We start from the raw sequence: 13,874 nt of genomic DNA, 5'->3' as shown, positions 1-13,874 counted from the left end.
GTAATACTACACAAAAATAGACAAAGGAAATTGCGAGTTACCATGTCTGAATTACCCGAAAAACAAGTCAAGCGGCTACGATCGCTTATTCAAGAGGCAGAAACAAACCTAGCGGCCGCAAAGGAGCTACTTATTAGTATCGTCGGTGATGACGGCACCATTGTAACTCCACGCAACAGCCAAGAAGAAGTCAGCGGTAAAATCGTCGAGGGTGTCTTTGATGGTCAAATTATGATCGGGCCAGATGGCAAAAGCTATCCAGTACCAGCAAACTACGCCAGCAAATCTAAGTTGGTTGAGGGCGACATCCTTAAGCTGACTATCGCAGATGATGGCGGTTTTATCTACAAGCAAATCGGCCCCGTTGAGCGAAGACAAATCATTGGTACACTTGTACAACACGATGGTGCTTACTACGTCGAGACGAATGGTCGCGAATACCGTATTCTCCTTGCTAGCGTAACGTACTTCCGTATCAACATCGGCGACCAGGTTACTATCATCGTTCCTGAAGATAATCCAGAAGCTACCTGGGCTGCTGTCGAAGCAGCACTCTAGAAGAGGATTGAAGATGCCTGAGGTGGGCGATTATTTGTTAACACATGTAGGTTTCTCACGTGACGAGAAACCTATCATTTCGTTTCAAAAAGGCAATTCCTTCATTGACTTCGAGCCGCTCGGTCAAAGGATAGCTATGCGTTTTGACACTTCGCAGCGGCACTGCACGGGCTGGCGTGATATTACCACCGGTGAACGCTTTAGCTGCCCTGATAGTCATGTCGTTGAGAATAAATATGAGCAATGTCCAGCTTGCCAAACTAGGACTGGGTTTAATCCGGCGTTTTACAATGCCAGCACGGTTTCTGAACAGCAAGAAGCTCGCAACAAAGAGCCACACATTTTATATCTTGCGCGTTTTGGCGACGATGTTGTTAAGGTTGGTATCTCACATGCTAAACGCGAGCGATCGCGACTTTTGGAGCAGGGCGCTCGCGATGCACTTATTTTAGATACATTTCCGTCTGCTCATATCGCTAGGCAATACGAAGCTAAGATTGCGAGTATGCCTGGCATTGCCGAAACATTGCAACTGAGGAAAAAGCTATCTCTACTAGAAATACCATACGACCACAAAAAGGGTGAGGGTGATCTCAAACAGACCCGTAGTCGTATTGAAGAACAACTGCATGTTTCGTTTGCAGACAGTGAGGTGCATGATCTAGATACTAGTTTTTTCCCAAACACACAGCCTGACCTCACTCAAAGCTTTTGCTCTATTGATCAGCAGCTACTAACAGGCAGATGTACCGGTATGCTCGGATCTCTACTTTTTTGCGATTATAAAGATACGCCAGTTTTTCTGCCCCTTAAAAAGTTCATCGGCCACCATGTAGAGATCACTGACACAGAACTGTCACTTGATCTTCCAGCTCGACAGATATCACTTTTTTAATAAAAACGACAACAAATTATTCAACACAAACAGCGTACAATAGAACCAGAAACGTGAGGGGAAACAAACAGTGTCAAAAGCGTTGTATCGTAAATATCGCAGCCGCAAATTAGCTGATGTCGAGGGGCAAAAACATGTCACCGATATTTTAGAGCGCTCGCTTGCCGCCGGCCGAATTGCTCACGCATATCTTTTAACAGGCCCTCGGGGTGTTGGTAAAACATCCATAGCCCGTATTTTGGCATACGAAATTAATAAACTACCCTATGACGAAGATGAAACGAATCTTGATATTATTGAGATCGATGCTGCAAGTAATAATGGAGTTGAAGATGTTCGAGATCTGCGAGAAAAAGTACAAATCGCACCTGTTTCAGCTCTCAAGAAAGTCTACATCATCGACGAGGTGCACATGCTTTCCAAGGCTGCATTTAATGCACTCCTTAAAACCCTCGAAGAGCCGCCTGAGCATGCTGTTTTTATCCTAGCTACAACCGATGCAGATAAGCTGCCTGCAACTATAATTAGCCGCACGCAGCGCTTTAGTCTTAGAGCTATAACACCAGTAGTTGCAAAAAAACATCTCGCCTACATCGCAAAAGAAGAAGGTATAAAAATCGACGAGGGAGCTCTTGAGATCATTGCACGGCGTGGAGATGGCAGTTTTCGTGATAGCATAAGTCTGCTCGACCAATTGCAAGGTCTTGCTGATGAGAAAACCGGCATCACCATGCAACTCGTAGAAGAGGCGCTTGGCCTAGCGCCAGCCGAACACGTTGAAAAACTACTCGCAGCCTACGAGGCTCGTGACATCACTGCGATCGTAGCGCTGGTGGATGCAGGTGAACAAAGTGGCATTCAGCCAAGCGTCCTCGTAAGTCAGCTTATTCAGACTGTTCGTATGCAAATTGCCGAAAAACCACAGCTGCTGCCGCTACTCGACCAACTACTCGAAGTGGCTAAATCATCACAGCCAAGTATTAAACTTTTAACCGTACTGGCTACTCATGCCGCGCCTAAACCAAAATCTGTCGCGCTTGCATCGCCAATGCCTGAAATTAGTGCGCCCGTTAAAGAGCTCGAACGTCAGGCCGTTCGGCCAACGCCTTCTGTTAAACCCATGGTAAGCCAAATTCCGGCGAGTAAAACGCCCCGCGAGCCAGCTAAACCATCACCGTCGGTAACCTCGCCAGATGTGCCTAAACTACAAGGCGAATCTCACCTTGAAAACCTCGACTGGAATGCAGTCCTTGAATACACACATCAAAACTTCGTGGCGATCCATAGCGTACTTGCAAGGTGCAGTTACGAAGTGGCCGATGATAAGCTAATTCTTTATACCGTCAATAACTTCTATAAAAAGAAGTTGGACGATGCAAAGTACCGCGCTAACTTGACTGTCGCACTCGAGCAAACGGGAGCTGGTGACCCACTTATAGAGACAATTGGAACACCGCCGCCGCCAAAAGATAGCACAGCAGCCGCAGTAGCTGCTATTATGGGTGGAGGAGAAGAGGTAAGCATCGAAGAATAGTCTTTGATGCTAAGAGGTGTATGTCAACAAAAGAAGTCCCGGCCGGAAAAGTCCCGCCACAAAACCTAGACGCCGAAAAGAGTTTACTCGGTGCAGTTTTAATTGACGAGGAAACTCTTGCCGATATTTCAGAGCATGTTTCGCCAAAAGATTTTTACGACAAACGCCATCGAATCATTTTCGAAGGCATGATGCGACTTTATGAGCGTCATCGTCCGGTTGATCTTTTGACTCTCAGTGATGAGCTTAAAAAGAAGGATGAGTTTGATGTCATTGGTGGTTCAGCTTATTTAACTGAGCTTACTAACTATGTTCCGACCGCAGCTCACGCCGAAGCCTACGCCGAAATGGTTGCCCAAAAAGCTATTCGACGCCGACTTATTAAAGCCAGCGCTGATATATCCGAGCTTGGTTTTGACGAAGAGACCACCACACAGGAACTACTCGAAAAGGCTGAGGCAGAACTATTTAGCGTGAGCGACCAGTCGCTCAAACAAGATCTTGTCAGTATTGAAACGATTTTAACAGATAGTTTTGACCGCATGGAAGAACTCCATCGCAACAAGGGCGCACTTCGTGGCGTTCGAACCGGTTGGCGCGACCTCGACAATATGACCGCAGGCCTCCAACGAAGTGACCTGATTATTCTTGCCGCCCGTCCAGCCATGGGTAAGACAACCCTTGTAACCAACCTCGCATACAATGTAGCGACCGTCGCCAAGCAGTCTGTCCTATTCTTCAGCCTAGAGATGAGCAAAGAACAGCTAGTTGACCGTATGTTGGCTGACGCCAGCGGTGTTGACGCTTGGAATATTCGTACAGGCAATCTTTCTGATGATGATTTTAGTAAGCTTAGTGAAGCTATGGGCGAAATGGCCGAAGCACCTATTTATCTAGATGACACACCAGGACTTTCCGTTCTTGAAATGCGCACCAAAGCCCGCCGCGCCGCTCATGATGCTCCTCTGGGAGTTATCATCGTTGACTATCTTCAGCTGATGCAGGGAAGCGGTCGCGACAATGGCAACCGAGTGCAAGAGGTGAGTGAAATCTCACGTGGACTTAAGCTTATTGCCCGCGAGCTAAATGTACCTGTCATCGCGCTAAGCCAGCTCTCGCGTTCCGTTGAAAGTCGCAGTCCGCAGATTCCACAGCTAGCCGACCTTCGTGAGTCTGGATCAATCGAGCAGGACGCCGACATTGTAATGTTTATTTACCGCGAAGCGTACTACAACCCAGAGACCGAGCGTGAAAACATTACCGATCTTATTATCGCTAAACATCGTAACGGCCCTGTTGGCAAGGTTGAACTGTACTTCCACCCAGAGCGCCTACGCTTTATGTCGCTTGATAAACGACATGATTAACGTGCTATAATCGTAAGTAATTTATGGGCAAAGAACTAACAGATTATTTTATCTACAGGTGGCGATACGTGTTGGGGTATGGTCTTATCGCAATCTTGATCATTGGCATGCTTATAGTAGCCGGACTATTTATACCGGGCGGCTTGAGTCAGAGTGAAATGCAGTCTGTCGTTACCAGTAATACTGCAACTTTTTCACTTTCCTCGTTCAATCCAGATTCTGTTATTAATCTTCCGTATCACCTTTTGCAGCATGCCAGTATTAATCTACTCGGCGTATCTATTTTCAGTGTTAAGTTGCCATCATTACTCCTAGGGCTTTTCTCTGCCGCTGGAATGTTCATGTTACTTCGAACCTGGTTCCGTGAAAACGTCGCCGTTCTTACTGCCATTATCGTTATTACGACCGGACAGTTTTTATTCGTGGCTCAAAGCGGCACGAGTAGTATCGTATATATCTTTTGGTCAGTTTGGCTGCTTGTACTTGCAATGCTCATTTCTAGAAGGACAGGATGGACGACTGTTTGGAAGATTGCACTCTTTGCCATTGCTGCGCTCAGCATGTATACGCCGCTAAGTCCATATATTCTTATTGCGCTAGCAAGTGCGATCATGCTGCACCCACATCTTCGATATCTTGTACGACAACTTTCAAAGATCAAGATTGCTATAGGCGTTGTGGTAGCGCTCATTCTACTTATACCGCTTGCATACGCAATCTTTTTGAAGCCATCTATCGGATTGACGATTCTTGGTATTCCAACAACTTCGATCGATTTTAAAGCAAACATCCTTCAGCTTCTGCACCAGTACTTCGACTTTATTTCACCGAGCAGTGGTATCTTCATGACACCAGTTTATGGTCTTGGCTCCGTCATTCTCATTATCTTAGGTATCTTTCAGCTTGCCACAACAAAATACACAGCTCGCAGTTATATTACTGCTGCCTGGGCTGTGCTACTCGTACCAGTACTGATTATCAACCCCGGCTATATAAGTGTTACATTCGTACCTGTTATGCTCCTGATGGCAATGGGAATCCATCGTTTACTGAACAGCTGGTATAGTCTCTTTCCACGCAATCCATATGCCCGTTTTGCCGGTCTCATTCCGCTAGTAGTGCTTATTAGTGGAATGGTATTCACTGGCGTTAATCGCTACATGTATGGATACGCCTACGACCCCCAGACAGCCGGGAATTTTTCCCACGACCTTCGCCTAGTTAATATGCAGCTCGCTACGGCTAAAAAAGCTAATCAAAATGTTACACTTGTTCCAAGCCAAAATGAAGTACCTTTTTATGCGGTTATTGCAAAACATAACACTAACGTGCAAGTGAATACACAGTTGCCAGTTGCCCTCGCTACGGCGCAGATGGTTATTGTGACACATAATGCTCACATGACTGATCAGTCATCGCAGCTTTATCGTATTATCACAGACAGCACGTCTCATAACGCCGATCGACTTTACATCTATAAAACAGTAATAAAATAACGTATACTAGATAGGTAAAAACAGAGGAGTGACCGAATTATGGCATTTGACCAAATGAAAATGTTGAATCAGCTGCGCAAAGCGCAGAAAGATCTTGCTAAAGAAATCATCGAGGTAGAAGCTGGCGATGGCGCTGTTGTCGTTCAGATTACCGGTGAAATGAAGATAAAAAGCGTCAAGATCAACCCAGCACAAGTTGATGTTGATGACATTACAGAGCTAGAACACTGGATTGAGATCGCTTTCCGCGATGGCCTTGCAAAAGCACAAGAAGTTGCCTCAGAAAAAATGAAGCCGCTCATGGGTGGTCTCGGCAACCTCGGACTATAAGGGGTACACGTTGGCGCAAATTCTTCCAGCGGCGCTCACCAAAGCGATCGATGAATTAGGCCGCTTGCCTGGCGTAGGTGCGCGTACTGCAGAGCGGTATGCGTACTTTCTGCTACGTAGCGACAGCCACACGACCGATAAGCTCGCAGCAGCCATCTCCGACCTCCACGAGGGCGTAAAGACGTGTCCAGTTACCTTTGCGCTTATAGATGCCGATCAATCCGTCTCTTCGCTCTATACTGACAGCAGCCGCGATAAGCAGTTAATTGCCGTCGTTGAAGAACCACTTGATATCGTCGCTCTAGAACGCACTGGGCAGTATCACGGTACATATCACGTCTTAGGAGGCGCAATCTCACCGATTGATGGTATCGGCCCAGAGCAGCTTCATATTCCCGAGCTACTAGAGCGAATCAAGAACGACGATGTACAAGAGGTCATTATCGCGACTAACGCAAGCGTTGAAGGTGAGTCGACTGCACTCTTCTTGCAGCGCCACGTTCAAGAGTCTGGTAACGAGGTTAAACTTACACGTCTCGCGCGAGGCATTCCAGTCGGCGTCGACTTAGAATACGCCGATCAAATAACTCTAACTCACGCCCTTGAAGGACGAAGGACATTATAATGTACGAAAAAGCCGCAGAGCTTATTGCAAAAGCACAAAAAATTGTCATCATTCAGGGCGAAAACCCAGACGGCGACAGTCTTGGTAGCAGCCTCGCGCTTGAAGAGATTCTGGGTGATCTTAAAAAAGACGTCACTATGTACTGCGCGACAGACGTGCCAAAATACATGCGATACATTAAAGGTTGGGATAGAGTTGAAATGACATTCAAGACCGATGCCGACCTCGCTATTATCGTGGATACAAGTGCTGACATTCTTATCAGCAAAGCGTTGGAAACACCCGGTGTGCGGTCGTTCCTAGAAACGCACCCGGTGCTCGTCATCGACCACCACGCGACAAAATCAAGCCTCAGCTTTCCGCATACTATGCTTGCCGATGAAGCTGTTGCTACTAGTGAGATTATTTATGCACTTGCTAGTACGAACAACTGGAGTATCAATGCGCAAGCAGCCGAAAATATGCTTGTTGCTATCATGTCAGACAGCCTTGGACTTACCACCCAGAACACAACAGCTAACAGTTTCTTTGTAGCTGGAAAACTCACAGAGCTCGGCGCAAGCAACTCTGCTATAGAAAATCGCCGACGTGAGTTTATGAAAAAATCCCCAGAGATTTTAGCCTACAAAGGTCAGCTCATTAGTCGCATCGAATACTTTTTAGATGGCAAGCTCGCTATTATCCATATACCATGGGAAGAAATACAGCAGTACAGCGATCAATATAATCCAAGCGTACTTGTGCTGGATGAAATGCGGCTCGTTGAAGGTGTCGAAATTGGCGTTGCTATTAAAACATATCCAGACGGTAAGGTAACGGGCAAGCTTCGTAGCAACATGCCAATCTCCGAAGAAATTGCCGGCTTCTTTGGTGGTGGAGGTCACAAATACGCAGCCGGTTTCCGTGTTTATGAAGAATACGATAAGATTGTAGCAGAACTATTGACGGCAACGGAAAAAGCGATTAAAGACCATGAAGCGTAATATTACCAAATCCTGTATGTAGCGTCTTACCATAAGGCGCTTACCTAAAGTGATATAAACGCTTAACAGGAACTCTTGCAATGACACTCCAACTTCACAATACGCTCACTAAAAAAACCGAAGATTTTACACCAATGAATGGTCAAAAGGTCACGCTTTATACCTGTGGCCCTACGGTATACAATCATTTACAAGTAGGTAACTGGGCTGCATATATTTATTGGGATACGCTCGTACGCACCCTTATTGCAAACGAGTACGACGTCGAGCGAGTTATGAATATTACTGATGTCGGTCATCTCGTTAGTGATGCTGATGAAGGAGAAGACAAGCTAGAAAAAGGTGCCAAACGTGAAGGTAAAACCGCTTGGCAAATTGCCGAATTCTATGCCGAAGACTTTTTGGCTGGTATGGAAAAAATTGGTCTTATCATGCCGGAGCATGTGGTGCGCGCGACTGATTTTATTCCTCAGCAGCTAGATCTTATCCGAATTCTAAAAGAGAAAGGCTATACCTACCAAATAGATGACGGCATTTATTACGACACAAGTAAGTTCCCGACCTACGCAGATTTTGCCGGACTCGATCTTGAAGGTCAGAAGGCGGGTGCGCGCGTAGCATTTAATACCGAAAAGCGAAATCCGAGTGATTTTGCCCTATGGAAGTTCACACCTATGGGCGAAAAACGTGACATGGAATGGGAAACACCCTCGGATCTAATGGACGGAAAGTCTACTCATCCTAAGACGGGCTTTCCCGGATGGCACCTTGAATGCTCGGCTATGGCTATGAGCATCCTGGGCCCGACTATTGATATCCATACTGGCGGTATTGATCATATTCCTGTTCACCACACAAATGAGATTGCCCAATCCGAGGCTGCAAGCGGTAAAATCTTTGCCCACTACTGGCTGCACAACAACCATATCAAGGTTAACGGCACGAAGATCAGCAAGAGCCTAGGCAATGGATATACGCTTCAAGATCTTGCAGAAAAAGGGTACGACCCGCTTGATTTTCGGATGTTTGTACTACAGGGACAGTATTCTAACGAAGGTAACTTTACGTTTGAGAACCTCACCGCGGCCAAGAACAGACGACATCATTGGCGAAACGTCGCGGCCCTGCGACACCAGGTTCACGATACGCTAGCCCAAGATAAAAACAAGGAAGAAGATCCATCACTTGCTGTCATCGGCTTAGTTAAAGCCGCACTGGATGACAATCTCAATACGCCAGAAGCACTTCGCATTATTGACGAAGTCTTTTCTCACCTTGAAACTCACAGCCTAGATAAAATCGACGGAGATACGTTCCATGACCTTCTTGAGACTATTGATCAGCTACTTGGCCTACAGCTACTAGACTCAACACCTGACATCGATGACAAAACAAAGCAGCTCATCGTAAAACGCGAACGCGCCCGAGACGAGAAAAACTGGCAGCTCTCCGATGATCTCCGCGACCAGCTTGCAGCAAAAGCCGTTGCTGTTCGCGACACGCAAGAGGGCACCGTTTGGGAATATATGTAGCTCCTCGCAATCCCAAACTCTTCTCATCTAAATCCTTCGCTCATGCTAGATCACCTTGTGCTAGCAAGCGAACTACGCGACTACTATGAACAGATGGGCTTATTTTATACTATATAAATCCGTGCCTTTTCAATAGGTCAGCTGTCGATTGAGATAGTTTATAGCTCGATAGTCTCTCGAAAGGTATCCACTCGACCTTTGTCAAATCATCTTGAGCAACAACAAGAATATCCTTGGCGCATTTGGGAACATTGGTAACGTAGTCGAAGAACTTCATTTTAAAAGTTATGGCATGACCAGTGACAAGATCCTTCGTCCTATTTTCGCCTCTAAGTGTATCGTCGATAAGAATTGACTCGTACGACGATATATCAAAACCAGTCTCTTCCATAATTTCGCGATGAAGAGCTTCCACATCTGTTTCGTTGGTATTTACACCGCCACCCGGGATAACCCAACAATCAGAATACTTGTCACCCCGTCCAGGGCTCTTATAACCTAGCAGGAGATGCTTGTCAACCGAAATAAGTAACGACCCTACGATTCTTCGTTCAACGACTTTCATATGTCACTTATAGTATGTTCCGAACGATCATACTGTCAATGACAGAGTCTGTAGTTTTATGAGAGTTTCTATGCAAACACGTAACTGTTAGATCCTCAGATTTTTTATACAAAGAATTTTCTTGGTAAATTATAAATATGTGCTACTATACGTATATCTGCATAATCGCACAATCGATAATCATCGATCGGGTGCTAGTTTGTGGCTAAGAATTATCATAGGAGGGAAGTTTTATGGAAACGAGTGGCAAACAGATGGAAGAGCTGACCAGAGGCATCTTAACTGCAATTGGCGAAGATATTGAACGCGAAGGCTTGGTCGATACCCCAAAAAGGTACACAAAATTTTTGAGAGAATTTCTAGAAAAAAAAGAATTTAACGTCACTACTTTTGAAAACGAAGGCTACGATGAGATGATTATTCAAACGGGAATCCCATTCTATAGTATGTGCGAACATCATATGGTTCCTTTTTTTGGCGAGGCTACAATCGCCTATATTCCTGATGAAAAAATTGTTGGATTATCGAAGCTATCGCGGATTTTGACTCACTTTAGTAAGAACCTTCAAAATCAAGAACGGATCACGAAGCAAGTTGCAGAATTTTTAGATGAGAGATTACAGCCCAAAGGCGTTGCCGTTTCTCTAACTGCAAGACATATGTGCATGGAAATGCGAGGAGTTGAAAAAGTGGGCATTTATACAACTACTAGTCATGTTAGTGGCACATTCCGCAACAACATGAGGACAAAAAACGAATTTTTATCTTACTTAAGAAAGTAGGAGTCTTATGGAGCACCCTAATCTACATAGTGACACGGATCTAGCCAGGGATCGAAGTGAGAGCCTACCCGAGCGAGATCGATACCAGCCAGTACACGATTTTATAGCAACCAACGATGTTGTCCTGATGGGGATGACTGGCGTAGGAAAAACGACCTTTGTCAATCATCTACAACGAGTCACGCCCCTACGCTATGTATCATTAGGAGAGATAACGCGAAGCGCTATAAGCCATCAAAAAGATGAAAAAGTTCGTTCCTTAATGGAGAGAGGAGGCGTGTGGCCCCTAGAGACTATTCAGGGTTCTATAATACCCTACATTACACAACCCAGCCCATACATTCTTGACGGGGTACCTAAACACACCGAAGAGGCGCAATGGCTTGCTTCACACATAGAAAGGCGCTCTCATGAAAGTAGCGCGATTGTACTTACCGCCTCTGAAGAGATAGTGAGGCGAAGAATAGCAGAGGACAACGAGCGTTCCGCGCGACCCGAAACAGTTGAGCAGATCGAGGATAGAATCCGAGTCTTTAATACGCGTCATGGCGCTATAATGCATATACTACATTACGTGCTAGCACGCACCATCGTACTAGACACGTCAGACATGAGCCCTATCGATACAGTAAATAAACTTAATGAGGTAGTATGAAGCCATGGGTAAAGAATTCAAAGAAAAATCTCGATACTGGATTGATTATCCCGAAGTTCACATGCACGCACGATTACTTTTTGACAGCATACAGCAAGAAACACCTGGTGGAGCAATCCTCGTGGCTGTTGGAAGGGGTGGGTGGATACCCACGCGCTTAGTGGGAGCGTCATTTGAAGAAGCGAGCCTTCCGTTTGCTTCGTTCAGCATTAGTGCCACATATCAAGATCTGGGAACCCCAAATGAGTACGTCGACATCGTACAAGGTCTAGACGGTAAATCAATTAATAGCATCAAACAATTGCTAAATCAAGGATTGAGTCTTTGGATAATTGATGGTCCATACCACACGGGCAGGGCCGTTGCGACAGTTCAGAAATATCTCGCGACCAGATTGAAGAGTATGCATCTGACGTCGAAAATACACATAGGTGTTTTAGAATGGATGCGCTACCCTACGCCCAAGGACTGCCCTTGGAGGATAGCATCTGTTATCAAACCTGACGGATTTGGAGTCCGTATCAACTTCGATGAGAAGCCTTACGTGGAGTATCCTTGGGAGTATAGTGCAATATCAGAATTTCATAGAAACAATGAAGGATTATTATGATTATACTGGCTTCGAACTCATGGTTAAGAAAAACGATTCTGGAGGCCTCAGGTTTACCATTCGAGATTCACGTAAGGAGTGTCGATGAACGGGATATAGAAGCATCACATCAGGATAAAAGCGACGAACAGATCGCTACAATATTAGCAAGGACAAAATCAGAAGCCGTTTGGAGCGGACATCAAAATGATCTAGTTATTGCCGCCGATACCCTCACCTTATTACCCGATGGTCGTCGGCTTCACAAGCCAAGCTCAGCCAAGGAGGCCATTGAGCTATGCTTGCTTCAATCTGGAAAAACAATCCGAGCAATGACAGGTGTCGCGATGACATATCGCGGAAAAACAATAACGAATGTATGCGCTACTTCAATTAGTTATATCGATTTTGACGAAAAGACCATCAGAAAGCTTCTAGAAGGCAACGACTTTACCATTCGTAATGCTGGTCTTGGCTTTTTCTTAGACGCACCAGGCTTTACCCTTGTTGAAAGTTTCGAGGGATCATATACGGGAGCGATGGGGCTTCCTATGGAAATCGTCAGAAAAAACTTAAGACTTTTAGATTACAGAGCGTAGAATGGTTTCTTCAAATATACTCGTCATCGGTGGAGGATCAAAGATTGCTAAGCGATTTCTTACGCAATTAGAGAGTGATGGATGTACTGTATATAAAACATTTCGCCATGCCAATCAAGACGCTCATACATTTTCAGTAGACCTAAGCAATAAGGATAGTCTACGTACTTTTACTAAAGAGGTTTCGGGCATTGCATTCGATAGTGTCGTATTTTTCTCTTCAACATACACTTCCGACGCCGTGGGTCTTAATGAACTTTTAGATCAATATTGCAAAGATTTTCAATGCAACGCTTTGTCACTCGCGTACATATGCAAAAATATTAGATTGAACCCTTCTTCTCAAGTAATTGCATTCGGAGATTCGGGTATCTCTCATCCTAAAAGAGACTTCAGTTCATATTCATTGTCAAAGCTTGCGCTCGAAGATATAATAAAGATCCTAGCAGTCGAACTTGCACCCCATACAACCGTTAATGCCATACGACTCGGGCCAACGTTTAGCACCAACTCAAGTAGCACCGCTTATTACGATCGGTATCTCGTTCAAAAAACCATTGCCGAACCTATTGAAGGCCTTATCGTCCTACTCAATTTCATGATCAATAATAAACAACTGAATATGACAGGAAGCCTCATTGATTATGACGGTGGTGCTTACCTTTCGAGAAATACTGGACAGCAGGCATGAAGAATATAGACGATACATCAAGGCCCCGCACTCCCGATCGGCCGCAGCCAAAGTCTATTGCGTCACCCACCAATAACGTCCTTGAACTCCTGAGGGATGACCAATTAATCAAATTAATCCTGTCAAACAAGGCTACGCTTGCTATGATAAGGCCAAATATTGCGAATTCCATGAAAGCAGAGCTCATAGAAAGCAGTCCCGAAGAGACGCTAGAGCGTAACATCGTAGATTTAAACGTACTGCTAAAGTTCTCGTTCGTATTCGACCTTATCGCTATCGATGAATTCTACATAGGTAAAGCTAAACAGGACCAAAAAGAGCGTCCACCCGAAAAAGACTTGCATATGCCAAATCGATGGGCGGAATTTGTTGGTATTATGACGGCCGGTCCGACGATTGGCCTCGTTCTATCATCTGATAAAGTAGGAGCGACCGAGACTTGGAGGAAACAGGTTGGAAGCTGGAACATAGAACAAGCCGCAGATCCGAGCACCCTTAGGGGGAAGTTTGGGATACACAACTATAACAATTTACTGCATGGTAGTGATAATCCTTCTGAGGCGTGTCGAGAAATTAACATAATTGCTCAGTGCATTGATCGCAACCATACCGATTTTAGCAAATAATATAGATAACCCGCGTCGCTATGGTTGACTACATTCCTCATACAATT

The 13,874-nt window shown here is 45.2% G+C and carries 15 protein-coding genes; 14 read left to right on the top strand and 1 reads right to left on the bottom strand.

Translation table 11 applies throughout. The annotated features are described in order from the left end of the window. The first annotated feature begins 42 nt into the window (after positions 1-42). The 9 genes from VLG36_04985 (at position 43) to cysS (ending at position 9,320) form a co-directional block, all read left to right on the top strand. Positions 43-558, top strand: a complete 516-nt coding sequence (locus VLG36_04985; GenBank protein ID HSW78128.1) for a hypothetical protein — start codon at positions 43-45, stop codon at positions 556-558. A 13-nt stretch (positions 559-571) separates the two neighbouring features. After that, positions 572-1,453 (top strand): DUF2797 domain-containing protein, encoded by an 882-nt coding sequence (locus tag VLG36_04980; GenBank protein HSW78127.1) that lies wholly within the window; start codon positions 572-574, stop codon positions 1,451-1,453. 70 nt (positions 1,454-1,523) lie between these two features. After that, positions 1,524-2,987 (top strand): DNA polymerase III subunit gamma/tau, encoded by a 1,464-nt coding sequence (gene dnaX, locus VLG36_04975; protein ID HSW78126.1) that lies wholly within the window; start codon positions 1,524-1,526, stop codon positions 2,985-2,987. A 20-nt stretch (positions 2,988-3,007) separates the two neighbouring features. Beyond that, the gene (gene dnaB / locus VLG36_04970) at positions 3,008-4,354 is read left to right on the top strand and encodes a replicative DNA helicase (GenBank protein ID HSW78125.1); all 1,347 of its coding nucleotides are present in this window, start codon (positions 3,008-3,010) and stop codon (positions 4,352-4,354) included. 23 nt (positions 4,355-4,377) lie between these two features. After that, the gene (locus VLG36_04965; protein HSW78124.1) at positions 4,378-5,850 is read left to right on the top strand and encodes a glycosyltransferase family 39 protein; all 1,473 of its coding nucleotides are present in this window, start codon (positions 4,378-4,380) and stop codon (positions 5,848-5,850) included. Positions 5,851-5,889: 39 nt separating this feature from the next. Beyond that, entirely contained in the window at positions 5,890-6,180 is a 291-nt protein-coding gene (locus VLG36_04960; GenBank protein ID HSW78123.1) for a YbaB/EbfC family nucleoid-associated protein, read from the top strand. A 10-nt stretch (positions 6,181-6,190) separates the two neighbouring features. After that, complete coding sequence (gene recR / locus VLG36_04955) at positions 6,191-6,805, top strand: recombination mediator RecR (protein ID HSW78122.1); 615 nt, start codon at positions 6,191-6,193, stop codon at positions 6,803-6,805. Beyond that, positions 6,805-7,788, top strand: coding sequence for a DHH family phosphoesterase (locus tag VLG36_04950; protein ID HSW78121.1), 984 nt, complete (start codon positions 6,805-6,807; stop codon positions 7,786-7,788). The genes recR and VLG36_04950 overlap by 1 nt, the downstream gene beginning before the upstream one ends. Positions 7,789-7,868: 80 nt before the next feature. Further along, entirely contained in the window at positions 7,869-9,320 is a 1,452-nt protein-coding gene (cysS, locus tag VLG36_04945; protein HSW78120.1) for a cysteine--tRNA ligase, read from the top strand. Between the two features lie 109 nt (positions 9,321-9,429). Here cysS and VLG36_04940 read toward each other — a convergent pair whose 3' ends face one another. Continuing rightward, complete coding sequence (locus tag VLG36_04940) at positions 9,430-9,885, bottom strand: NUDIX domain-containing protein (GenBank protein HSW78119.1); 456 nt, start codon at positions 9,883-9,885, stop codon at positions 9,430-9,432. Between the two features lie 233 nt (positions 9,886-10,118). Here VLG36_04940 and folE point away from each other — a divergent pair, with 233 nt between their 5' ends. The 5 genes from folE to VLG36_04915 all read left to right on the top strand — a co-directional run bounded on the left by folE (position 10,119) and on the right by VLG36_04915 (position 13,827). After that, entirely contained in the window at positions 10,119-10,667 is a 549-nt protein-coding gene (gene folE / locus VLG36_04935) for a GTP cyclohydrolase I FolE (protein HSW78118.1), read from the top strand. 659 nt (positions 10,668-11,326) lie between these two features. Continuing rightward, positions 11,327-11,932: a hypothetical protein gene (locus VLG36_04930; GenBank protein ID HSW78117.1), complete on the top strand. Its 606-nt coding sequence runs from the start codon at positions 11,327-11,329 to the stop codon at positions 11,930-11,932. Beyond that, entirely contained in the window at positions 11,929-12,510 is a 582-nt protein-coding gene (locus VLG36_04925; GenBank protein HSW78116.1) for a Maf family protein, read from the top strand. Before VLG36_04930 ends, VLG36_04925 begins: the two co-directional genes overlap by 4 nt. 1 nt (position 12,511) lies before the next feature. Next, entirely contained in the window at positions 12,512-13,201 is a 690-nt protein-coding gene (locus tag VLG36_04920) for an SDR family oxidoreductase (GenBank protein HSW78115.1), read from the top strand. Then, the gene (locus VLG36_04915; protein ID HSW78114.1) at positions 13,198-13,827 is read left to right on the top strand and encodes a nucleoside-diphosphate kinase; all 630 of its coding nucleotides are present in this window, start codon (positions 13,198-13,200) and stop codon (positions 13,825-13,827) included. The genes VLG36_04920 and VLG36_04915 overlap by 4 nt, the downstream gene beginning before the upstream one ends. Positions 13,828-13,874 lie beyond the last annotated feature (47 nt).

Source organism: Candidatus Chromulinivoraceae bacterium (assembly GCA_035478595.1).
GTDB lineage: Bacteria > Patescibacteriota > Saccharimonadia > Saccharimonadales > Saccharimonadaceae > CAMLKC01.
The sequence above is the reverse complement of the archived record's forward strand: the minus strand, read 5'-3'. Positions and strand labels throughout refer to the sequence as shown.